The 23734-nt window shown below is 46.0% G+C and carries 17 protein-coding genes; 6 read left to right on the top strand and 11 right to left on the bottom strand.

The features are described from left to right. Window positions 1–265 precede the first annotated feature (265 nt). From SD53_RS14525 to SD53_RS14485, 9 genes are all read right to left on the bottom strand, one after another. Window positions 266–799, bottom strand: coding sequence for a CS1 type fimbrial major subunit (locus SD53_RS14525; protein ID WP_046520906.1), 534 nt, complete (start codon window positions 797–799; stop codon window positions 266–268). A 602-nt stretch (window positions 800–1401) separates the two neighbouring features. After that, on the bottom strand, window positions 1402–1878 hold the full coding sequence (locus SD53_RS14520; protein WP_046520905.1) for a CS1 type fimbrial major subunit: 477 nt from the start codon (window positions 1876–1878) through the stop codon (window positions 1402–1404). A gap of 489 nt (window positions 1879–2367) precedes the next feature. Continuing rightward, window positions 2368–3486 carry a group II intron reverse transcriptase/maturase gene (ltrA, locus tag SD53_RS14515; protein WP_206539949.1) on the bottom strand — a complete coding sequence of 373 codons (1119 nt, stop codon included), beginning with the start codon at window positions 3484–3486 and terminating at the stop codon, window positions 2368–2370. 518 nt (window positions 3487–4004) lie between these two features. Further along, complete coding sequence (locus SD53_RS14510) at window positions 4005–4481, bottom strand: CS1 type fimbrial major subunit (RefSeq protein ID WP_046520904.1); 477 nt, start codon at window positions 4479–4481, stop codon at window positions 4005–4007. A 330-nt stretch (window positions 4482–4811) separates the two neighbouring features. After that, window positions 4812–6083, bottom strand: a complete 1272-nt coding sequence (locus tag SD53_RS14505; protein ID WP_046520903.1) for a DUF5666 domain-containing protein — start codon at window positions 6081–6083, stop codon at window positions 4812–4814. A 277-nt stretch (window positions 6084–6360) separates the two neighbouring features. After that, the gene (locus tag SD53_RS14500) at window positions 6361–7530 is read right to left on the bottom strand and encodes an EAL domain-containing response regulator (RefSeq protein WP_046520902.1); all 1170 of its coding nucleotides are present in this window, start codon (window positions 7528–7530) and stop codon (window positions 6361–6363) included. 20 nt (window positions 7531–7550) lie between these two features. Then, entirely contained in the window at window positions 7551–10721 is a 3171-nt protein-coding gene (locus tag SD53_RS14495) for a response regulator (protein WP_046520901.1), read from the bottom strand. After that, a complete protein-coding gene (locus SD53_RS14490) occupies window positions 10718–11344 on the bottom strand; it encodes a response regulator transcription factor (RefSeq protein WP_046520900.1) in 627 nt (208 codons plus the stop codon). The genes SD53_RS14495 and SD53_RS14490 overlap by 4 nt, the downstream gene beginning before the upstream one ends. A 201-nt stretch (window positions 11345–11545) precedes the next feature. Beyond that, window positions 11546–11989, bottom strand: a complete 444-nt coding sequence (locus tag SD53_RS14485) for an SgcJ/EcaC family oxidoreductase (RefSeq protein WP_052749394.1) — start codon at window positions 11987–11989, stop codon at window positions 11546–11548. A gap of 486 nt (window positions 11990–12475) precedes the next feature. On the opposite strand from SD53_RS14485, the gene sbcB reads away from it, so the two are divergent. The 6 genes from sbcB to SD53_RS14455 all read left to right on the top strand — a co-directional run bounded on the left by sbcB (window position 12476) and on the right by SD53_RS14455 (window position 19921). Beyond that, window positions 12476–13936, top strand: a complete 1461-nt coding sequence (gene sbcB, locus SD53_RS14480; protein WP_241481812.1) for an exodeoxyribonuclease I — start codon at window positions 12476–12478, stop codon at window positions 13934–13936. Window positions 13937–14139: 203 nt separating this feature from the next. Continuing rightward, window positions 14140–15162: a hypothetical protein gene (locus tag SD53_RS14475; RefSeq protein WP_052749393.1), complete on the top strand. Its 1023-nt coding sequence runs from the start codon at window positions 14140–14142 to the stop codon at window positions 15160–15162. A 261-nt stretch (window positions 15163–15423) separates the two neighbouring features. Next, the gene (locus SD53_RS14470; RefSeq protein ID WP_052749398.1) at window positions 15424–16452 is read left to right on the top strand and encodes an alpha/beta hydrolase; all 1029 of its coding nucleotides are present in this window, start codon (window positions 15424–15426) and stop codon (window positions 16450–16452) included. Between the two features lie 282 nt (window positions 16453–16734). Continuing rightward, the gene (locus SD53_RS14465) at window positions 16735–17442 is read left to right on the top strand and encodes a 3-keto-disaccharide hydrolase (protein WP_046520898.1); all 708 of its coding nucleotides are present in this window, start codon (window positions 16735–16737) and stop codon (window positions 17440–17442) included. Then, a complete protein-coding gene (locus tag SD53_RS14460) occupies window positions 17442–19121 on the top strand; it encodes a GMC family oxidoreductase (RefSeq protein ID WP_046520897.1) in 1680 nt (559 codons plus the stop codon). The genes SD53_RS14465 and SD53_RS14460 overlap by 1 nt, the downstream gene beginning before the upstream one ends. Further along, window positions 19121–19921, top strand: coding sequence for a gluconate 2-dehydrogenase subunit 3 family protein (locus SD53_RS14455; RefSeq protein ID WP_046520896.1), 801 nt, complete (start codon window positions 19121–19123; stop codon window positions 19919–19921). Before SD53_RS14460 ends, SD53_RS14455 begins: the two co-directional genes overlap by 1 nt. 73 nt (window positions 19922–19994) lie before the next feature. Here the strand turns inward: SD53_RS14455 and blaOXA are convergent, their stop codons facing one another. Continuing rightward, window positions 19995–20789 carry a class D beta-lactamase gene (gene blaOXA / locus SD53_RS14450; protein ID WP_436197679.1) on the bottom strand — a complete coding sequence of 265 codons (795 nt, stop codon included), beginning with the start codon at window positions 20787–20789 and terminating at the stop codon, window positions 19995–19997. 577 nt (window positions 20790–21366) lie between these two features. Then, complete coding sequence (gene katG / locus SD53_RS14440; protein ID WP_046520893.1) at window positions 21367–23565, bottom strand: catalase/peroxidase HPI; 2199 nt, start codon at window positions 23563–23565, stop codon at window positions 21367–21369. Between the last annotated feature and the right edge of the window lie 169 nt (window positions 23566–23734).

Genomic DNA, 23734 nt, shown 5'->3' with positions numbered 1-23734 from the left:
AATGACAACATCAGACTAATCCGAAATATGTGAGGTTGGGTGGACGTTAGACTGTTAGACAAAGCGCCTTGATATGCGCAAAAATCTGCGCATTCAGTGAGTAAAGACTTACGCTAGTTCAATAAATTGGCTTATCTATTTGATTTTTTGTTAAATATAGAGTAGTCGACACTCATTATCCCGAGTTCAGGTTGATTTGGGGATCTACAAAACTCCCCAGGACTACTAAAGAGCACCAGGAAGTTTTTATTATGAAAAGTCAGGGTCAAAGATCTGCCGAATTCTCGAACAAAATATTTAAACTGGCTGAATAATAATCAGCGACTACAGAATCGCTGGTTTTTGCATTGATCGTTAATTTAACAACTTTACTCGCTGCAGCTTCCATTTCATTTGCAATCTGCTGACTTGAGGCAGTTAATAGCAAAGAATCTATATGCACCTCTAATGGTATTTGGTTCGCTGAATAATGCCCGGTTAAAGCCTGAGCCCCCAAGAGCATTGCAGAAATAGTTCCTGCTGACGCCCCAATAATAATTTCTCCCCCAACTTCAGAAAAATTACTAACACCTGTGTCGTAATGCATTCGTTGGTTACTAGAAAAAATAGTGGAGCCACTCTGCTCCACAACATAAAATGATTGAGATGGCACCTCAGCTATAATCGAAACCGAACGATTATCTCCTGCTACAACAGGTGCAACATTCAAAAAAAACACGGCAACAGATATAAAGTATTTCATGATAAGAACTCCCCATTTACCGAAAAACAAACCTTTCAAAATTACATAAGTACCCATTTACGGATCAATTAAAATCCTTATTATTAATAACGCTGCTTTTTATCTTTTCTTGATTTAACTCGCCATATTTTTTAACCTCCTTTACCATAGATATAGCTCAAAATTTATCAGGTGATGAAAAATAATTTATTTCAGGAGTCAATGGGCTGGCGCTTAAATCCCCGGGAAACCTTTCCCAGAAAATCGTAACGATCGCCAGAGCGCTAGTGCGATATAGCGACAAACGTCTCCACGTCAGTTGAAGCTTGAGTGGTGATCTACGTGAACAAGAAAAGAGTGCATCGTTTGTATTGCCCTGTGCGGCTTCAGTACACGCCTAAGCGGCCTCGACGCATCGAAAACGTGATTACATCCAAAGCAAAGCACAAGACCAAATGAGGCATGAACTCATTTCATTCTAAGGGGGCAAAAATTAGGGGTTAATCAGGAAAGGTTATCGCTCTGACGACTGAAAAAATATCATTTCTTTTTTGGCTCATTATCTCGAAGGTACATTAGAGCATTTATCTCTCTATCAAACCTCTTTAGCCATGCATAAAAAAATCCCCCACCGCAAGGTGAGGGACTTTTTGACAACAGAACCAGAACGCTGTTTTCTGTTACGGTGTTACGTTTTCAAAAATCAGGTTCACTACACCAGAGTAGCTATCCGCCGCAGGTGCATTACCACCAGCAGTCGCAGAAACACGCAACTGCTCAGTTGTTGGTACACCAGCGCTTGACGCAGGCGCAATTTCTGCCGCTGTGGCACTCAGTGTAACGTTACCAATTTGCACAGTTAAAGGAACTGTGTTGGCCGGGTCACTACCTGTCAGGGTAGGAGTTCCCGTTACCGCTGCAGTGATAGAACCTGCTGACGCCTGAAACGTTATGCCACCTGTCACTGGCGCAAACGTTTTAGCCACAACATCATAGTTCATTGTCTGGGTTGCGCTGAAAATATCAGAGCCCGATGCCTCGACAACATAAAATGTATCCGAAGGCACATCAGCTATGATGTCTACAGTGCGCGTTTCTGTTGCAGCAGCCTGGCCCGCAATAAACAAAGAGGTTGCAATTAATAGTGCTTTTTTCATGATTAATACTCCCTAAGGGTTAATGAACTGGTTAACTTCTCGTTGCAGGAGCTAATTTAATCCATCCCTTTGCCTTGCCCTATCGGAGTAATCTGAAAGTACTTAATAAACCTTAGCGCCATAGCCAGCACCTCTTTAGCCATGATCGAGTAGGAGGCGGGATCGCTCCCGCCGTCCTCTCACACCACCGTACGTGCGGCTCCGCATACGGCGGTTCATGTTAACACTGGAACTGTCGATGACTTTCCAGCAGTGAAACCAGTCCCAGCCTGTCGAACCAGCTCTTCTTTAAAGCCTGATCCATATGACTGGCACCAGAGTTCCACCAAGCGCCACGCTGGTTACAAGCTGACGCCCATGCCCTGACTTCATCAAGTCCTGCTTTCATCAGTTGTTTGGCTCGGGTAAAAGGTCGCTTCTATTGTCGCCAGTACAGGCAACGCAGTTTACGTCTTATCCAGCCGTCCAGCTCTTCCACCACGCCTTTGATTAGGTCAGTCGGAAGTAGCTTATCCACCCACGCAGTATCGGTGTCAGTTCGCTGATAGCTTTTGCTACTGATTTTGAACCATTTCCCGTGGTCAGGCTTCTGATTTTGTCTTTCAGCCTGCCTACGCTGCTTGGTGCTATTTTCAGTCGGGCCACTTTGTGCCATGTGAAGCTGTAACCAAGGAACTGACGTTCCGATGGTCTTGCCACTGCACTCTTCTGTGCATTCACCTTCAATTTCAGCGTTTTCGCTAAGAATTCACTCATGTCTTTCAGTAAATGTTCGCCCGCCTTTTGGCTGCTGACATAAATGTTGCAGTCATCGGCGTAGCGGCAGAAGCTGTGACCTCGTCGCTCCAGCTCTTTATCCAGTTCATCCAGCAGGATATTCGATAGCAACGGGGACAATGGGCCGCCTTGCGGCATGCCTTTATCGCGTTTTAAGACCTCTTTTCCATCCATCATTTCTGCTTCCAGATAACGGCGGATAAGTTTGAGCAGCCGCTCATCTTTGATAGTCCGTGCCAGTCTCGACATCAGAATATCGTGGTCGACACGGTCAAAGAATTTCTCCAAATCCATGTCTACAACCCAGCGTTTGCCGCTTTGAATGAACTGCTGTGCTTGTCGCACCGCTTGCCACGCGTTGCGGTTGGGTCTGAAGCCGTAGCTGGACTTCGAGAATGTCGGTTCCACGTAGGGTGTTAATGCTTGTGCTATCGCCTGTTGGATAAATCGGTCTGCCACGGTTGGGATACCCAGTGTTCTCACATCGCCATTTGGCTTTAGGATATCCACTTTGCGGATTGCCCGTGGCAGATAACTGCCTGCCATCAGTGTACTTTTGACGCTCTGCCAATACTGTTTCAGCCATGGTTTTAACTCCAGCACACTGAGGTTATCCACCCCCGCCGCACCTTTGTTTTCTACCACCCGCTGATACGCCAGCATCAGGTTCTCGCGGCTTATCACTGCGTCCATCGTCAACGACATTTCCGCTTTCGTTCGCCCACTGGCCGCCGTATCAATTTCAACACCATCAACCAGCCCCGGCGAATTCTGTTCGCTTCCTCTGTTCATGGCCGCAGTCGCCTGCGCTTGTGCATCATCAATCAACATCGAGGTCCAGAGTCCTAATCGCGGTTAACTATGTTCAGCCCTTCGTGCTGTTGGTTAAGAGCACTACTACGGCCTCGGCTGACTTCTGAGCATCCATCCCAACACCTCCCGATGTCAGTAGCACTCTGGCAGACACTCAGACCTCCCGGGGTAATTCGCGCGACCTTCCTGCTTATACCTGTCGACTCTACGTTGTAACATTCCGTGCAAGTATTGGGCTTTGGTGATATTGGCCACCTTACCCTGCTACAGCGCATAAATCGCTTCCTGTTCGTCAGGCCAGCATTTTGCTTTCGGCTTCCTTCAGATTTAACCTCACGGTGAACACCCTTGCCGTTCAGCTAACACTTCCCCTTGCCGGGTGTGTAGAGGACTTGCACCTCCAAGTCACCGGTTTGACTACCTCAGTCAACCCAGTTGCGCTTACGTGCAACGCGCCGTGCCCGGCGCACCAAAAAAAAATCCCCCACCGCTAGGTGAGGGACTTTTTGACAACAGAACCAGAACGCTGTTTTCTGTTACGGTGTTATGTTTTCAAAAATCAGGTTCACTACACCAGAGTAGCTATCCGCCGCAGGTGCATTACCACCAGCAGTCGCAGAAACACGCAACTGCTCAGTTGTTGGTACACCAGCGCTTGACGCAGGCGCAATTTCTGCCGCTGTGGCACTCAGTGTAACGTTACCAATTTGCACAGTTAAAGGAACTGTGTTGGCCGGGTCACTACCTGTCAGGGTAGGAGTTCCCGTTACCGCTGCAGTGATAGAACCTGCTGACGCCTGAAACGTTATGCCACCTGTCACTGGCGCAAACGTTTTAGCCACAACATCATAGTTCATTGTCTGGGTTGCGCTGAAAATATCAGAGCCCGATGCCTCGACAACATAAAATGTATCCGAAGGCACATCAGCTATGATGTCTACAGTGCGCGTTTCTATTGCAGCAGCCTGGCCCGCAATAAACAAAGAGGTTGCAATTAATAGTGCTTTTTTCATGATTAATACTCCCTAAGGGTTAATGAACTGGTTAACTTCTCGTTGCAGGAGCTAATTTAATCCATCCCTTTGCCTTGCCCTATCGGAGTAATCTGAAAGTTATATATTTTCACTAACTAACAAAGTGTTGAACTTATCCCCATTTATCGTTCTGGGTTACTACACCACTATTTGTTGCACACTATGGCCAGATGGCAAATCAGAAAGCTGAATTAGAGTTCGTTATGAGGTAGTGTACACTTCAAAAAACTAAAACGGGGGGTTAAACCGAATGTGACAGCAACAAATATAAAATAAGTAACTGTCACATAGAGCAGAGTTTAATTCAATTTAATCAATTTGGCATTGTGAAAGTGAAAGTCCATCGAAAAAACATTCCAATTCGACCCACAGGCCTTCAAAATGCTCCAAAGAACGATCTGAAGCTGAATACCCCCAAATACCACCATTTTCTACTAAGCCTTCAAGCGACACTTCGCGGTCATGGTCTTTGCGTTCAATTTCCCGAACCCAATAAGCTCCGTCTCGAAATACACCATCAATCTCAAGCTCTGCCCCATCTAACTGCCCAAGTGTTAAGCCATCATCAAACCGGGTTTGAGGGTCCAATTTAAAAGTAAAACCATTAACAATCAGAACTGAGTTACTGTAACTGGCTCTACCAAATAACTCATAATTCTGCGGTTTACCGCTTACAGGAGGGACCATTTCATATTGGAAATCTATTTCTGAAACCAGACTGCTGTCATTTGTGTTCTTGATTTTGACATCAATCACTTTGCCTACAGCTAAGTCACGCTGTGTACCATCTTTAAACCTTGTCTGTGGACTCACTTCCAAGGCGATATGATTATTAAGCTCAAACGCAACCTGTTGTGGGTCAACCCAGGTCACTACTCCTTCAATTTCTATATCATTAGTATTGCTGTAGCCCTCAACATCTACCTCATAAGCAATGAACACATGCCCTTCAAATTGGCCAAAGACTTCGACCCAGGCCCCCGCATTAACAGGGCCGCCTTCAATCACAGCAGCGCTGTAATCAATCAGAATATCGTTAATCACAAAGGTGGAAGACCCCGGAATTATTTCACTGATACGGCCTTCAATTTCGCTGTAAAGCGGTGCTGAACTCAATTTTGTGACAGCAGTTACATCAATCACATCACTGTATTTATTGGTGCTGACAAGAACATAATCACCATTACGAATATCGTTAGCAATAGTGTCGTAATTCATAGTAACGCCAGCAACTGTCATGCTGCCGGATTCAACTTTACTTGCTTCACCAGCAATGGTTGGATTCAGTTCTATAGTTGAAAGTTTCTTTCCATCAGTATAAACACGTACTGCAGCTCCCTCGGTTAGCATATGTTGCGACAACATATTATCTCCGTACTGCACAACGACATGCTCTGTTGGCCACGAATAATCGTTCACTGTGACATTTTGGACTGATATCGCATTGATAGTGCCGACAATAAGCTTTGGATAATTAATATCACCTCCTGAACCAGGATTTGGTACGGAGATCGAGTCTGAACTTCCACCACAGGCTGTTAGCGCAACAGTAGCAGTCAAGAACATAATTTTTTTAAGCATGATTAAGCTCCTTAAATAAAAAAGTAAAACTTCGGCAAGCAAGCCAAAGTTATACTGGCGACTATGGCCAATTCTAAGGAAATGAGCTTAGGCTTATATCAGATAAATCCGGTATTGATTGCAAAGAAGTTAATAAAGATAGGTCAATCTGAATTCACAAAAGTTCAGTTTATGATCCGAAAATCTAAAAAATCAGATTTTGGTGCAGCCGTGAATGTTGGTTAACGTATGTTTTAACAGCTACTAAACCTCTACGTCAGTAAGGTGACATTGTTGCTTACTGCTGTAAATACTGGATCAAGGCTTCGGCATCCAAAGGTCTGGAATGATAATAACCTTGTTGGTATTCCACTCCCAGCGCAGTTAAAGCATTAGCTTCGGCTTGTGTTTCTATGCCTTCTGCAACCACGGATAATCCAAGTTGTTTTGCCATTTGTATGGTATTAGCCAGGATCACAAACTGTTGTGAGCCTTCAGTGACATTACTGACCATACTGCGGTCGAGCTTTAATCTGTTTGCTGGTACCCGAAGCAATTGTTGAGTGTTCGCATAGCCTGTGCCGTAATCATCTATCGCAATAGAAAACCCACGTAGCCGCAAACTGGCCAGATTTGCAATAGAGCTTGCAAGATCAGTGAAGTCTGCGCTCTCTGTGACTTCAAACATAAGCTGATCGGCCGAAATCTCTTGCTCTTGCGCTATTTGCATAATTCGGTTCATAAAAAGAGTATCGGGTAAAGATAAGGCTGAAAGATTAAAGGATAAATTGACAAATACCCGCTGACGGTTCCATAGCTTTAACTGACTTAATGCTTGTTGAAGCAACATTAAAGACAAAGGTTCAATCAGATGAAAACGCTCTGCGGCTTCAATAAATTGATCGGGAGACACGGGCCCCAACTCAGGATGAGTCCAGCGGGCTAATACTTCGGCAGCAACAGGCATGCTTTTATCGGCAGGCACTATCGGCTGATAAACCAGCGTAAATTGATCCGTTTCCATAGCTCGTCGGAGCATTTCTGAGCTGATGTTGAAAACAGGGCGACTATCTTGTTTTGTAACCTGCTGATGTTGCGCCTTTTTCAGGCAAAGCGTAAGAAGGTCTATGCTGATAGGCTTACTCAGGGTTCCCAGTATCGTCAAACCATCGGCCTCCGCCATTGTCGTTACGCTGGTGAGTAACAACGGGTCTTTCGCACTGGCGATAATGACTTTAGCGCAAAGTTTTTGCCGCGCTATATGCCGAAGTAATTCGATGCCATTCATCACACCCATTTCCAGGTCGACCAGAACAACGTCAGCTACTTTGGCGGCTAATCGCTCTAACGCCTGTTCGCCGTTGGCGGCATAAGAAATATCTGTAATGGCGAGCTGATGAAGCAAACGGGTTGCGTATAAACGTTGAATTACGCAATCTTCGACAATAAGTACACTTAAATTTTGCATATATACCGTCCCTAGTTCGGTTAATCTGGCAACATAGCCGAAACAGAATGATTGAACTCAGACAAATGCTTAATCAACAAGGCCGCTAATTCGACACATTGTTCTTCTGGGGCATGTTCTATTTTTAAACAACTCTCCACAATAGTTGACGCATCAATGATAAGAGCCGCGCCTTTGATTTTGTGTGCTAACGATATGATGGCCGCTGTGTCGCCTTTATCCACAGCCTGTTGCAACTGCTTTTGATCAGCTTCATTACTCTTGCACATTTCCTGCAGCATCAAGTTAAAAAAGCTATCGTCCCCCCCCGCAAAGTGCTTTAGTTTCTCGACCGAAAAAACGCTCGGTTGTGATTTCAGATAGGCTTTAAACACCTGTTGTAACTCAGCGATACCTATAGGTTTAAATAAACACTCGTTCATTCCGGCATGAAGGCAACGTTGGCGCTCTTTATTTTCAGCGCTGGCTGTCAGTCCAAATACCGGTATATCTTTTAGAATCGGGTCAAGACGTATCGCAGACGTTAGCTGATAGCCATCCATAACGGGCATATTGCAGTCAGTTATCACTAAATCAAAATGGTGCTTTTGCAACAGTTCCAGGGCTTGTTTGCCATCGCCACAGGCTTTGACGTGGTGTTGACAATATTCGATCATACGAACCAATAACATTCTGTTGACGTCATGGTCATCAACAACAAGAATTCGCAATGGCTCAAACACTCTGTCGTCTTCAATACTGTCCTTTGCTATAGGGTCAGCACGCGATTCAGTTCGTTTCAGGCTTAATAGAACCCGCACTGAGGTTCCTTCACCGACTGCACTTTTAAGCTCGATTTTACCATCCATATGTTTAACAATAGCCAGACAAATACTCAGCCCCAATCCTGTACCTTTGGCTGTGGTTCTGCGAGCAGATGACGCCTGGACAAAAGGTTTCATTAATTTTTGTAATTCGTGCTGTTCGATACCACATCCGGTGTCGGTAACGACTAACTCGATGTTTAACAGCTCTGCCGATTGTTCGGCCAGCCTGAGTGAAAGCGTTACGCCACCTAATTCGGTAAATTTCACAGCATTACTTAACAGATTGGCAAGTATCTGTCGGAATCTGTCTAAATCAATCAAAACAGTTTCATGCCTTAGCCTTTCATCAATATCTAGCTGTAAATAAATAGATTTTTGCTTGGCTAACCCAACAAATATTTTATAAACACGTTCGGTGTGACTGATTAAATCTGCAGGGGTAGGAAAAAGCTCCAGCTTGCCTGCCTCTATTTTTGCTATGTCGAGAATATCGCCGATGAGCTCCCGTAAGCCCAGAGCTGACTGATAGGCTATATCGACCGCATTAAAATCCCATATTTTTTCCAGGGCTTTTAACCTGGCCAGCTCCAGAGTTCCTATCACTGCATGTAAAGGTGTGCGAATTTCATGGCTCATATTGGCAAGGAAAAAGGTCTTGGCTTTGTTGGCCTGTTCGGCTTCATCTTTTGCACTTTGTAAAGCTTCGAGTAATCGTTGGCGTTCACGAACCTGGTGTCTTAAATAAAAATTCCAGAAGGTAAAGGCAGAAATGACGAGGAGCAACAACAACGCAATTCTGATGATTTCATTTTGATAATCTTGCCAAATACGTACTTCCTCATCAGCGCGATTTAACCAATCAGACGTAAGTAAAGCCAGCTGGTCAGGCGGTACACTGAGTAACGCTTTATCTAAAATACTGGAAAGTACCTGCTTTTGTTTATGTACCGAAAATGTAAAACGAGACTCTGACTGAAGAAAACTGGAGCTAACCTGTAAGGTATTTTTATAAAACCTATTGATGTGGTATCTAGCGGTAATTAAATCATTCGCTGTTGCATCCACATCGCCTGAGCTTACCGCCTCAAAGGCTTGCTCGGCAGTATCGACCGGAACCACAATGATCTTTGGGTAGTTTTGTTGTATGAACGCCTTTACCCTGTGAGACTTCAGCACCGCAATGCGTTTGCCTGAAAGATCTTCGAGTTTTGTATTCTCTTTATCTGCTTTTATTTTTGTGATCAACGCATAAGAAGTCACCAGATAAGGACGGGTAAAAAGTAAGGTTTTTTTTCGTTGCTCTGTTGGGGCTAACACCGCAGCAATATCGACTGCCCCACTTTCCAGGCTATCGGTCAGATCTCTTAGCGATTCAACTTGTTTCCACTTAAACTGCAAACCGGTTTTCGTCTGAATAACTTCAGTTAATGACTTTACTATGCCTTGCACCCTGGCTGGATCATCGCCCATGGTAAAAGGAGCCTGTTTAGACATATAGGCAATGGTTGCGACAGGATTGTTTGCTAAATATTTGCGTTCGTCGTCTGACAGGTGAAGGGATTGGTCCAGCATGTGCAAAGTTCGGCCTGCACTCCAGCGTTTCAAGATATCTTGTTTCTGTTTGTTAGGGATAACCCGCAGAACTTTGTTAATCAGGCCTAAAAATGTATCATCCTTACTTCTGCTGTAAAAATTAAAGGAACCAGAGGAAAGCGGAGTGAAATTAGCAATTTGAAGCTCATTAAAATGGTTTGACTGGATCAAATAATGAGTGCTGATGATATTACCCAAATAATAGTCTGCCTGCCCGAAAGCGACCGCCTCAATGGCTTGGCTTGGACTGTCAAACCCCTTCAACTGAGCATTTGGAAACACTTCTTTTAGTTTTTCAGCATGAACATAATGGACAGAAAAGGACAAACGAACATCTTTTGCTGCGACCGTATTTTCCTCAGCAGAAGACAATAAAACCGGAATGTCATCCGCATAAGCATCAGAAGCAACTATAGCCTCAATACCAAGGTCACTTAAGCCCGCATAACTAAAAAAATCTATGTCTTTATTGATCAGAGCGTCAATAAGCTGCTGCTTATTAGAAAAAGTTTTGATTTTTATATCGATCTTCAAGGCGTGAGAAATCAAGCCTAAATAATCTGCAGTTAGTCCCTCAAATTCAGAACTGTTGGCACGCATCATAAAAGGAGGATGTTCGAAGGACAAAGCACCAAAGACGAGGTGTTGACGTTGATTGCGCCACTCAGCCTCATGCTCTGACAGGGTAATACGAATGTTTTCCGTATTACTACGGGAAAAAATATGTTGTTCTTCCTGCGCCGAGAGGCAAAAACAGCTAAAAAAAACCAACCACACTAAGGTTTTAATCATCCATTCAGGCCGTTTCTACGAGCGAAATCAACGAGTTCTATCATGCTGCTCAACCCCAATTTCACCAGCAAATTTGTCTTATGAGTACTTACGGTTTTAAAGCTGATAGAGATTTCATCCGCTATATCTTTATTCGCTTTGCCTTTACACAACAAATTTAAAATTTGCAGTTCTCTGTTACTGAGACTTGCCAGCAGTTCAGATTCGGATTCAGCAAGTCGTTCGCCATAATACTCAGGTTGGGGAAATACTTTCTGACCCCGAAGAACTTTGTGGGCCATGTCGACTAATTTATTCAACTCCTGAGATTTAGATAAAATGCCATGGGCCCCTGCTTCAGCGCAACGTACGGCATAAATGGAAGGTTCCTGAGCTGTTAAAACAATAATAAAAACATCAGGATGACGCTGAGCCAATCTGTGAATAACTTCCAGACCATCCAGCTGTGGTATACCCAAATCAAGGATCATTAACTTAAATTCTTCTTTACGGGGAAGAGCAACAGCGTCTAAACCGTTATCGGCTTCTACGACTACCTTAAAGTTGTGCTGTTCAAGAACATTTTTTACGGCAAGTCTTAAGAAAGGATGATCATCAACTACAGCTACAGAGATTGGCAACATACCATGCTTTCCATATTAAAAATTTAGTCAAGCTATAAGTTTGTAAGAGGATATTAGCTGGTAGCGCAGGCAACATCAATTAAATTTGCCAAAGGAGGTGTTTACAGAACTTTATAATCAGGTACAAAAAAAGGAAAACCGAATTTCCTTCTTTTATCGCATTAATCGCTTGTTAAACAGCGATTTACCAAGACGCTTTTACTACTCTGGCATCAGAGAAGAATGATGATGGCTGATCAGCCACTTGTTGTCGGCAAAGCGATAAACATAGGTATAACGAGCCTGAGCCTTGGAGCCATCAGCGAAACTAAAAGTATAAATACCTGTATCAGTTGCTTTGTTGCAACCCAATACCACAACTCGCTCATTGATCTCACCTTGCGGCCCTTTCTTCAAAAAATGGCTAAAATAATCGGCGATTTCGACATGATTAGTACGCATATCATTTGACAGTGTAGGCAGTAACACAGCGTCCTCAGCGTAGAAGTCGGCCATTAATTCCGGTTCTTTTGCTTTTAAACCTTTGTTCCATTGTTGAAACAATGAGGTTATTTCATTCTCTGTCACTGACTGACAGCTTGTGTCTGAAGCTTGTACCCCGGCAGCAACACTAGAAAACGCCAGTGCTATAAAAGTTTTCTTCACAAAATATCTCCTGAAAAGTTAAAATTGGCTAAATCGGGCTACTCATTGAATATCTTTGACAACCAATGAGATTCTTGGGCAGTTAACATATGCTGCGTGTGACGCTTGTTTTGAGTAAGCTGTGGACTAGGTTCTTCGCGACTAAGGCTTAACCGGTCATTCTGAAGTGACACATGCAAAGAAATTCCTGCCCTAAGTTGCATAGCCTTGACGTAAGATTTGGGTAGCCTGAGTATCAGCTCATCTCTATCGGATACACATACCAGTGCTTTTTCTTCACAATTCATACAGGAACCATCTTTTCATTCACTTAATATCTGAATTAAATAGTAAATTCTGCGATCAGGGCATAGGAATGCTCTGATTTACACTCACAGATTAATTACCGACCTGGTAATCCTGAACTACGAGCAACCCAGTCGACGCCTTTCGCTACCAGTGCTACACTGCCTGCTCTTCGTTTTCGCATTTATGGATGCCACTGTTTTGAGCCAACAATCGACACCACTGGCACCACCACAGGCCAGCTTCTATTTTTACGACTATGAAACCTGGGGCGCGGATCCAAAAAAAGACCGCCCGGCCCAGTTTGGTGGTATTCGCACAGATTTTGATTTAAACCCTATTGGCGAACCCGATATGTGGTATTGCCAGTTGGCGAACGATTATTTGCCTCATCCAGTGGCCGCTTTAATCACTGGCTTGACGCCACAGCTTTGTAATCAAAAAGGTTTGCCTGAAACTGAATTTTGCCGTCGTATTCTCGAGCGTTTTAGCCAGCCCAACACCTGTGTGCTGGGCTACAACAGCTTACGTTTTGATGATGAAGTCACGCGTTACAGCCTGTACCGCAACTTCTACGAACCTTATGGTCGTGAATGGCAGCACGGCAATAGCAGATGGGATTTAATCGATATAGTACGCGCCTGTTATGCGCTGCGCCCTGAAGGCATTGTCTGGCCAGAAAAAGCCGATGGCAGCCCCAGCTTTAAGTTGGAAGATTTAACCAAAGCCAATGGTTTATCACACCAACGCGCGCACGATGCCTTGTCTGATGTCTATGCCACTATCGCTATCGCCAAGCTGGTGAAAGAAAAACAACCGAAGTTGTTTCAGTACCTGCTGGGTTTACGCAAAAAAACTGAGGTCAGCAAGTTATTTGATTTGGTCAATTTAACACCGCTGGTGCATGTGTCGGGCCGCTTCCCCGCTATTCAGGGTTGTGTGAGCTGGATAGTGCCGTTAGCGCCACATCCCAGCAATAAAAACGCGGTGATTTGCTACAACCTGCAAGCCGACCCAACACCTTTATTGGAGCTCGATTTAGCCTCGCTGCAGCAACTGTTGTACACCAAAACCGCAGATTTGGATGAAGACCAGCAACGGCTTGGCTTAAAACTGATTCATATCAATAAGTGCCCTGTGCTGGCTCCTGCGAAAACCTTGTCAGAACAACGTGCTGCCGATTTAGGCATCAACAGAGCCGCTTGCCTGCAGCATCTGGACTGGTTACGGCAGCACCGCGTCGCTATTCAGCCTAAAGTGATGGAGCTGTATCAATTGCCGACAGACTACAGTGTGGAAACCAACCCGGATTATCAGCTCTATAACGGTTTTATCTCTAACGAGGATAAACAACGGATGGAACAGTTGCATCAAATGAGCCCCGATCAACTGGCGTCCAACCCAGTGCTGTTCAGCGAAGATCGCCTCAATCAGTTGCTGTTTTTCTACCGCGCCCGCAATTATCCACACAGCCTGACTCATCAGGAACACCAGCGCTGGCAACGCTATCGCAGCGATAAGCTGACGCATGGTCTGGATAAACCTAATTTAACTTTTGAAGAATTTGGTTTAGCGCTGGAAAATCTGGCGCATGAGGCGGGTGATGACGCGAAAAAAATGAATATCCTCAAAGCCTTGTATCAATACGCTCAAAGCTTGTAATAGCTAAACCCCAGGGGCGGGACTTGTGCCCGCCCGTTCTTAAGATGTCGCGGTATGCATTGACGGGCCGGGACAAGCCGCAGCGTCGAACACAACAGTCACAGTTTTTTTGTTCAGCTACCAGTCAGCTCTCTATGTTTCAGATCAGACTTCTGCTAGCCTGCGCACAGTAATCAGTGTTGTTTTTGGGTGCGGAGTCTGTGATGAAGTTGTGGTCAAAAATCAAAGTGATGTTATGCAGTTTGTTATTAACCGGCTGTTTTGCTCCGGCTTTATTAATGACATCACAGGCCCAGCTTCTGGGTGAATTGTTCCGCCCTCTGGTAGGTTTTAACCCACTTGACGTCAAGCTGTTTGAAAACCCGCTGATCCGCGACCCGATGGTGGCTTTAATGGGCGAAGATAATTACCGTACAGCCGTTACTTTATTAAATACCGCTACTGCAATTCAGCAACAAGGCCCGCTGTATTTTGTCGTATCAGAGCACTCCCCTTTGCCGCATCTGGCAGAAAAAGCCGGTTTTGTCTGGAACTCAGAACACAACCAAATGGCTATTTTGCTGGTATCCGGCGGCAAAACCGAAATCTTTAATCAGGTGGTGGAAGGTGCTGCAGGCAAAATAGCGCCAAGCTGGCCGAAAGAGCTGGTCGAGTACACCAGCCCTGAAAAGTTAAAACAAAAAGTGGTCGCTGAGGCAGCAGGCCGAATTGGTCAGGGTTTAGGCTTATCCGAACAGCAAACAGGTTTGGTTGAAACCGGTTTATCCGGTGGCTCGGTACAAAATGCGCTGGAGGACAACTTAAAACAACAAGCGATGGATCCGGTGGAGGAAATTAAGCAAAAGGTAGAAGCTGGCAAAGCAAAGCTGTTAAGTGTGCCCAAACAACGTTTTACAGAAATGACTCAGGAAGCAGTGCCCACAGAAGATGATGTGATAAAACAATTTACCGGTAAATCGGCCGACGAGCTAAAAGCTGCAAAAAAATATGTGGAAGACGCCAAAGCTAGGGCTGACGCTAATCAAAAGCAGCCGGTTTCGACAGTGAAAGACCAAGCCACTTTAGAAAAAGAAGCCAAACAGTGGGCCAAAGACAAAGCCAACAAAAAAGTAGACGAAACCCGCGCCCCGGCTGACGAGTTACTGAATGAGTTAACAGAAGAAGTAAAACAAAAGACTACTTTGCCAACGCCTGCGCCAGCGAAGAAAAAGGATGGTGGGGAGTAGGTTTGAATCAAAAAATCCAGTTAAAAGGCTAAAGTACATACCTGATTAGGTCCTACCGAGATTATGTTGCAATGCCGCATACGGCGATTGCAACCTACCCCTTTCACAATTTATTTATCCGCTTAACGTTTTTTCGCACAAAAGCCTGTTGTGCCGAATTGTTTTGGTATCAGCCACAAATCCATGTTTTTATAAAAGCATGGGCGGACAAACCAAAGTCTGGTGGTACAAGCTGCCAGCAAACACTTATCGGGAGTTTTTATGCGCAAAGGGCAAGTTGCTATTGTTTATATCCTGTTTTTTATCACTGCAGTGTTTAGCCAGCAGGTGGTGGCGCTTAATGAGGTGAAATTACATCAAGAGATCGAGTGGACTAAAGTCAAAGGTTTTTCACTGACAACCGACATTTACAGCCCGCAAAACAAAGCTAAGCCTCTACCTGTATTGGTGATTTTCCATGGTGGCGGCTGGCTGGTGAACAACAAATCCATCATGAAGGATATGGCGCTCTATATGGCAAGCCATGCCGATCTGGTGGTAGTGAATATGAACTACAGGCTGCTTGGCGATAACAACAACCGCACCACAATCAACGAGATAGTCGAAGATGCGCTGGGTGCTGTGCTTTGGGTCAAAGATCATATTCACCACTACGGCGGCGATCCAGCGAAGATCGCACTGACAGGCGATAGCGCCGGTAGTCATTTAGCCTCTATGGTGATGCTCGCAAGCCGCTCTTTAGACTCCAAAGGTTTTACCCCACAAAGCCAGAAATTTACCCCCAGCTATTTGCCAAAAGGTAAAACCGCGGAACAAGTAGCTGCTGCCGATGGCGCCAAAGTGCAGGCGGTGATTTTAAGTTACACCGCCTTCGATTTACTGCAAAGCGCTAAAGGTGGCTTTGAGACAGCACAAAATCCATTCTGGACATGGGGCAACGCCAGTCCACGTGGCTTGTTTGGCGCTGGTATTAGTGTTCAGAACCATCCGCAGTATTACAAAGCGGTGTCGCCTCTGTATCTATTGCCACAAGATGGCTACAGATTACCGCCTCAGTTTGTGTTGGTCGGCAGTGACGATAATCTCACCACGCCTGAAGTTGCGAGTCGTTATGTCAGTGAGCTCAAAGCCGCCGGACAACAGGTGGAGTTTAAAATTTACCAAGGCAAAGGCCATGGTTTTCTTGATAGCGGCTGTAACGACTACACCAAAGGCTGCTTTAAAGACTTAGCCACCCCCACTTTGGATGACATGATTAAGTTTTTAAACACTGTGTTTGAGCAGCGCTAACAGGCATAGCTTGAATTCAGTGCCTGCCCGGTTTCACCCTGGGCTTTCAGCGTTAGCTGAAGAGCCCGGGGGCAGTGAAGCCAATCAACTTTCCAGTGACCTGCCTAGAGCGTCGCCACGCTTGAGCGCAAACAGCAAGGCTTGCACCTCAAAACCTAAAAACAACCCTTGCTTTCTGCTGGCTATAGTTGTTTTGATAGAGCAGCAATGAAACCGATTACACTACAGTAAAACCATAAAACGGTGCTAACAGAGCATTGCACAGACAACAGGGGTGACCAATTGATATTATCGATAAAAAATAAAACCTTAGCAGCCATTACTCTGCTTTCGGTGATAAGCGTATCAGTCTTTGCAGACGACAACCAACTGACAGCACAGGAAAAGGCAGACGGCTGGCAGTTGCTGTTTGACGGCACAGATATGTCGCAGTGGCGCAGTTTTAAACAGCCAACTGTCAACGAAAAATGGCAGATTGAAGATGGCGCTATTACCCTGACCGCAGGCGGTGGTGGCGACTTAATCAGTAAAAAAACTTACAAAAACTTTGAGCTGACGCTGGATTGGAAAATTGCCGAAGCTGGCAACAGCGGCATTCTTATTCTGGCGGATGAAAAAGGCAAATACATTTACTCCCACGCACCGGAAATTCAGATTCTGGATAACGAGCGTCATCCAGACAATAAGCTCGACACTCACCTCTCTGGCTCCTTGTACGACCTGATTGCCTCCCCTATCGCTTCCCATAAAAAAGCCGGGCAGTGGAACAGTACTAAAATTCGTTTGGAGAACTCTGCTTTAACTGTTTGGCAAAATGACGTGCAAACGGCAAAAGTGACGATCGGCAGTGACGAATGGAACAGCTTAATTGCAAAAAGTAAGTTTGCCAGTTGGCCAGATTTTGCGGCAGCCAAAGAGGGTCATCTGGGTTTACAGGATCATGGCGATAAGGTCTGGTTTAAAAATATCAAAATAAAAGAGCTGAACTGATGAACAATTTTGACTTTGAAGTACTGGTGGTTGGGTCAGGCGCTGGGGGTTCCATGGCAGCCTATGAACTGACTAAAGCCGGGCATAAAGTGCTGATGCTCGAAGCCGGGCGGGATTATGACCCAAAAACAGAAACTCCTATGTTTAAACGTAATGGCGAAGCGCCGTTGATGGGCGCTGGTAACTCAGATAAAGACTTCGGTTTTTATGACGCGACTGTCGATGGTGGCTGGCAAGTACCGGGAGAGCCTTATACTGCAGCCGATGGCTCTGAGTTTTTATGGTGGCGCGCTCGTATGTTAGGTGGCCGTACCAATCACTGGGGCCGTTATTCATTACGCTTCAGCGAGCATGATTTTAAGGGCAAAAGCCGGGATGGTTTAGGTGCAGACTGGCCATTTGATTATGAAGATATAGCCCCCTGGTACGATAAAACCGAAGCTTTAGTGGGTGTCTGCGGCACCAATACAGGTTTGGATGATATGCCGCCATCCTCAGATGGTATTTTGCAGCCGCCACCAAAACCTCGTATTACGGAGCTGTTGATCGCAGCCGCGGCGAAAAAACTGGGGATCCCGGTAGCCCCTATGCACCGCGCCGTACTCACCCGTCCGCTAGACAACAGAGCCGCCTGTTTTTACGCTACGCCTTGTGGTCATGGCTGCTCTATTGGCGCCGCTTTTCAAACTACAACCTCGCTTATTCCTATGGCCAAAGCCACAGGCAATTTGCAGGTGATCACAGACGCTATGGTGAAATCTGTTGATACAGACGAACATGGCACAGTGACAGGTGTGAGTTACGTCGATAAAAAAACCTCTGCAGTGCATCAGCTCAAAGCCAAAGTGGTGATCCTGGCCGCCAGCGCCTGCGAATCGGCCCGTTTGTTATTAAATTCCAAATCGGCGCGTTTTCCCAATGGCCTGGCCAACTCCAGTGGTCAGGTTGGTAAAAACCTGATGGACTCGACAGGCGCCAACATTGGCGCTATGGTGCCAGCTTTGCAAGGCAGGCCAATTTATAACGAAGATGGCCATACCGCCAACCATTTGTTTATTCCCTGGTGGGGCCACAAAGCGCAAGAGCGCAAGGAGCTGGATTTCCCACGCGGTTATCACTTTGAAATTGGTGGTCGTTTTAGCGAACCCAGTGCAGGTATAGCAGGCAATGTTCAGGGCTATGGCGCTGATTTAAAACGTCAGGTCAAACAGAATTATGGTGCTTATATCGGATTTGCCTTACGGGGTGAGATGGTACCGAACGAGCATTGTTATATGGATATAGACCCAGAACTGAAAGATAAATGGGGTATTCCTGTCGCGCGTTTTCACTGGAAATGGTCAGAGCATGAATTAAAGCAAGTGGCCCATGGTCTGAACACCGCCAAAGCGATTTTCGCGCACATGGGGGCCGATGTCGGCGAGTTGCCAACCCCGGAGCAAGCCATTTTAAAAGGCGGCGAAATTATTCATGAAGTGGGCACCACCCGGATGGGTGCATCCCCCAAAGACTCGGTCACCAACCAATGGGGTCAAAGCTGGGACTGCCCTAACCTCTTTGTAATGGACGGCGGTGTATTTGCCTCTAACCCGCATAAAAACTGCACCCTGACTATTATGACGCTGGCGATGCGCAATTCAAACTGGCTTTCGGCCCAGTTAAAACAAGGAGCGATCTGATGGCCAACGACCAAAACAACAGTACTGTAGAACAACATCAGACGCACTACCGATCCGGTATGACCAGACGCGATTCGTTAAAACTGATGATGGCCCTGGCAGCCAGTATTTTATTACCAGCAGTGTTAGCAGGTTGCGACAACGCGCCATCAGGGACTCAAGATGGCGGCACAGACTTAGCAAAAGCCACCACTGAACATTGGCCAGAGCTGAAATTAACTCCAATCACAGCGACTGGTTATGGCAAAGATCCGAATTTAATTTTGCCACCAGAATCGCCCTGGCCTTTGACCTTAACTCAGGCACAACTGACTTTAGTGGCCGTGCTTTCAGATATTCTGGTTCCCCGTGAAGGTAGCGTACCCAGCGCTTCGGAAGTGCATGTGCCTGCTGTGGTGGATGAATGGGTTAGCGCACCTTACGAGCGGCAACAACAAGACCGACTGACTATTTTGTCGGCTTTGGCCTGGATAGACGACGAGGCGCAGATGCGTTTTGGTAAAAGCTTTGTATTGCTCACTCAGGTGCAGCAAAAAGCCATTATGGACGATATCGCTTTTGATACCGCTGAAACTCCGGCTCAGTTTAAACGCATCGCCGCTGCGTTCAGCCGCTTCCGAAGCTTGGTGGTGGCTGCGTTTTTCTGCACACCTGAAGGTACCAAAGACATAGGTTATGTCGGTAATGTGCCTATAGGAGGCGATTATCCCGGCCCAAGCCAAGAAGCTTATGCACATTTAGACAAGGTATTGGCCGATTTAGGCTTAACCGAATACGCCTATCCTATTCATTCTGCATAAGCAGAGCCTTTACTTGTGCTGATAAAGGCGACTTCAGGGTCGCCTTCCACACTATCAAAGTTGGCTCAGCAGATTATTGTGCTGCTGTTGTAACAGGTAAGGCGCCTATGGACTGCAAAACGTCCCGCACTATAGCCTCTCTTTTATATAGATCCTTCATCCGTTCTGGTGTGTCTATATTCAGCGCAAAAAACACCGGCCCTGCCTGCCATTCGACATAACCCACCCACCAGCCAAAGCGTCCTTCCCAGCCGGTTTTCGCTCGCAAGATCCATTCCTTGTCAGCTTGATTGATCATCATATCTTTGACCAGCAATTGATGCTCTTTAGAAAAAGGCAATTGATTCAGATAGAGTTTTTTAACAAATTCAATTTGTTCATAGGCAGAAATAGCCAGCTTGCCATCGACCCAATAAGTACCTTTGTCTGTGGAAGGGTTGGCATTGCCATAGCCAATTTTTTGCAGATACTCGCCTGCCCGCTTTTCACCAATTTGTTTGGCAAAGATTTCATACACCCAAATAGCCGAGGTACGCATCGCAGAGCGTAAGTTCTGATCCTGATTATGACCTGCAAAACTACGCTCTACACCATCCCAGCGAAAGAGCTGAAATTCATCTTTTAGCACACCTGCATCCAAGGCCATCAGGCTGTGTGGGATTTTAAAAGTCGAAGCTGGAGACATGCGCCGCCCGGCGCGTTCAGGGTTAAATACCAGCAATTGAGCTGGTGTTACCCGCTCGTCCAAAACCACCAGCGTACCTTTGGCGTTAAATTTGCTGAAAACCGCTTGCCAGTTTGGCTGCTCCACAGGCTCTGCGGCCAGACTAAGTTGCGCGCTGGTTATAAAGAAAACAGCAGAAATAATGTTTAGAACAGACACTTTAATTCCTTATCGTTGAACCAGATAAACCAGCGGACTGAGTACGAGTACAGATAACATGACTAACCCCATTATCAAACTAGAACCTGAATACCAAGCAACTTTTGCCATCCAAAGCTCTTTGGGAACATGTCTGTACACACTATAAGCGACAAACACTGCAAGTATTGAAAGTACAAAAGTAGTTGTGACCATAGTCACATCCAGAGTTATGTAGCCATCATTGCCAAATTTATACCAAAACCAAAGCGCATGCAGAACGCGGTCCAGTATCCCATAACACTGTATAAATGCAGCGAAAAGCAAAATTACAGTTAAAAGTCGATATAGAGTAGTCATGGCTTACGACTTGTTTTTTTTCAGTGGTTTCACACAGATGTCAACTTTCACTCATTCAGCACATTGTGGTCGGCACATAAACCGCGATGTGTCAACAAAGATTTTACGCTAATACCAAAGCTTCTCGGCTGTACCCCTTTTCTCTCAAAACAATTGAGCCAAAAGTAAAAAGGCAGCGGTTAAAGAAGCTGCCTTTGTTCAACTCAGTTTGCCACTAGTACTTTTACTTTAAGTCAAAACGGTCAGCATTCATCACTTTATTCCAGGCAGTGACAAAGTCGCGGACAAACTTTTGCTTATTGTCGTGCTGAGCATAAACTTCAGCCAAAGCACGCAGTTGAGAGTTGGAACCAAACACCAGATCAACCCGGCTGGCGGTCCACTTCAACGCACCCGTTTTGCGGTCTTTGCCTTCAAACACTTCGGCTTCTGCAGAGACCGGAGTCCAAACGGTGTTCATATCCAACAGATTGACAAAAAAGTCAGTGCTTAGGGTGTCAGCCCGTTTCGTGAACACACCATGCTGGGTTTTATCTGCATTGATATTTAACACCCGCAGTCCACCGATCAGTACTGTCATTTGTGGCGCAGTTAAAGTGAGTAACTGGGCCTTATCCAACAGCAGCTCCTCTGGTTTCACCGAATAGCGCCCTTTGACATAGTTACGGAAACCATCCGCTATCGGCTCCAGCACGGCAAAAGAGGCCACATCGGTTTGCTCCTGCGTTGCGTCAGTGCGGCCCGGACTAAAAGGCACTTCGATAGCAACACCAGCATTTTTTGCTGCTTGCTCTATCGCTGCCGCACCTGAGAGTACAATCAAATCTGCCAGAGACACCTTACGGCTTGCTGACTGCTGATTAAAACTGGCTTGAATTTGTTCAAGCACAGAGAGCACTTTGCTTAATTGGGCCGGTTGATTAACTGGCCAATCTTTTTGCGGTGCCAGACGAATACGAGCACCATTAGCACCACCGCGTTTATCTGAACCACGGAAGGTAGAAGCCGAAGCCCAGGCCACTGCGACCAGTTCTGAAATAGATAAGCCGGACGAGAGAATAGTAATTTTCAGTGCAGCTATATCCTGACTATTGATCAGTTCATGGTTGACCGCTGGCACCGGGTCTTGCCAAATTAACTCTTCCGATGGCACTTCCGGGCCTAAATAACGTGCTACTGGCCCCATATCGCGGTGAGTTAACTTAAACCAGGCCCGGGCAAATACATCGGCGAATTGCTGCGGGTTTTGATGAAAACGGCGTGAAATGGCCTCATAGGCCGGGTCCATTCTCAACGCCAAATCCGCTGTGGTCATCATAGGCGCGTGACGAATGGAAGGGTCATGGGCATCCGGCACAGTAGTTGCCGCGGCTACATCTGTGGGGATCCACTGATGAGCACCAGCCGGACTTTTTACTAATTTCCAGTCGTAACCAAACAAAGTATCAAAATAACTGTTGTCCCATTGGATGGGTGTTGGAGTCCATGCCCCTTCAATACCACTGGTGGTGGTATGCACACCTTTGCCTGTACCAAAGGCATTTTTCCAGCCCAACCCCATTTCTTCCAGTGCAGCAGCTTCAGGCTCAGGTCCGACTAACGATGGATCTCCGGCACCATGAGCTTTACCAAAGGTATGGCCCCCCGCGACTAACGCCACTGTCTCTTCATCATTCATGGCCATACGGGCAAAGGTCTCACGAATATCCCGCGCTGAAGCCAGCGGATCCGGTTTACCATTCGGACCTTCTGGATTGACGTAAATCAGACCCATTTGCACTGCAGCAAGTGGATTTTCTAATTCGCGATCGCCGGCATAACGTTTATCGCCCAGCCATTCAGTCTCCGTCCCCCAGTAAATGTCCTCTTCCGGCGCCCAGATATCCTCGCGACCACCGGCAAAACCAAAAGTTTTAAAGCCCATGGATTCCAGCGCGCAGTTGCCAGCCAAAATCATTAAATCAGCCCAGGACAATTGGTTACCGTACTTTTGTTTAATCGGCCATAACAAACGACGGGCTTTATCCAGGTTACCGTTATCCGGCCAGCTATTGAGTGGAGCGAAACGCTGTGAACCTGATGATGCACCACCACGACCATCGCTGGTGCGGTAGGTACCTGCACTGTGCCAGGCCATACGAATAAAAAACGGACCATAATGACCGTAATCAGCGGGCCACCAGTCCTGAGAATCGGTCATCAGTGCGTACAAATCCTGTTTCACCGCGGCCAGATCGAGTTTTTGAAATGCTTCAGCGTAGTTAAATGGCTGATCCATAGGATCAGATAACGATGAGTGTTGGTGTAAAATACTTAAATTCAGTTGATTCGGCCACCAGTCACGGTTTGAAGTACCGCCAGCGGCTGACTTGGTCAGAGCACCGTGCATGACAGGGCATTTACCCTTGGTATTGTTATCCATCTGTAACTCCAGTTATTGCTATTATGAGGGACTACGCCCTTTCAATGGTGATAACTCTGCAATCGGAACCTGCACATCCACGCGCGTTATCACTGCATGTCGTCTTTGTTCTGACACCTGATTTCAGAGCATGTGTCAGCCAGTGTTGATGTGCTCTTTCATCACAGAC

It is taken from the genome of Rheinheimera mesophila (genome assembly GCF_000986865.1).
Taxonomy (GTDB): Bacteria; Pseudomonadota; Gammaproteobacteria; order Enterobacterales; family Alteromonadaceae; genus Pararheinheimera; species Pararheinheimera mesophila.
Note: the sequence above shows the minus strand (reverse complement) of the source record. Positions and strands in the feature narration are given on the sequence as shown.

Excerpts from the sequence above, each read along its gene's own strand:
- SD53_RS14525 (WP_046520906.1), bottom strand. The coding sequence starts at position 799 with ATGGGTACTTATGTAATTTTGAAAGGTTTGTTTTTCGGTAAATGGGGA.
- SD53_RS14520 (WP_046520905.1), bottom strand. The coding sequence starts at position 1,878 with ATGAAAAAAGCACTATTAATTGCAACCTCTTTGTTTATTGCGGGCCAG.
- ltrA (WP_206539949.1), bottom strand. The coding sequence starts at position 3,486 with ATGTTGATTGATGATGCACAAGCGCAGGCGACTGCGGCCATGAACAGA.
- SD53_RS14510 (WP_046520904.1), bottom strand. The coding sequence starts at position 4,481 with ATGAAAAAAGCACTATTAATTGCAACCTCTTTGTTTATTGCGGGCCAG.
- SD53_RS14505 (WP_046520903.1), bottom strand. The coding sequence starts at position 6,083 with ATGCTTAAAAAAATTATGTTCTTGACTGCTACTGTTGCGCTAACAGCC.
- SD53_RS14500 (WP_046520902.1), bottom strand. The coding sequence starts at position 7,530 with ATGCAAAATTTAAGTGTACTTATTGTCGAAGATTGCGTAATTCAACGT.
- SD53_RS14495 (WP_046520901.1), bottom strand. The coding sequence starts at position 10,721 with ATGATTAAAACCTTAGTGTGGTTGGTTTTTTTTAGCTGTTTTTGCCTC.
- SD53_RS14490 (WP_046520900.1), bottom strand. The coding sequence starts at position 11,344 with ATGTTGCCAATCTCTGTAGCTGTAGTTGATGATCATCCTTTCTTAAGA.
- SD53_RS14475 (WP_052749393.1), top strand. The coding sequence starts at position 14,140 with ATGAAGTTGTGGTCAAAAATCAAAGTGATGTTATGCAGTTTGTTATTA.
- SD53_RS14470 (WP_052749398.1), top strand. The coding sequence starts at position 15,424 with ATGCGCAAAGGGCAAGTTGCTATTGTTTATATCCTGTTTTTTATCACT.
- SD53_RS14460 (WP_046520897.1), top strand. The coding sequence starts at position 17,442 with ATGAACAATTTTGACTTTGAAGTACTGGTGGTTGGGTCAGGCGCTGGG.
- SD53_RS14455 (WP_046520896.1), top strand. The coding sequence starts at position 19,121 with ATGGCCAACGACCAAAACAACAGTACTGTAGAACAACATCAGACGCAC.
- katG (WP_046520893.1), bottom strand. The coding sequence starts at position 23,565 with ATGGATAACAATACCAAGGGTAAATGCCCTGTCATGCACGGTGCTCTG.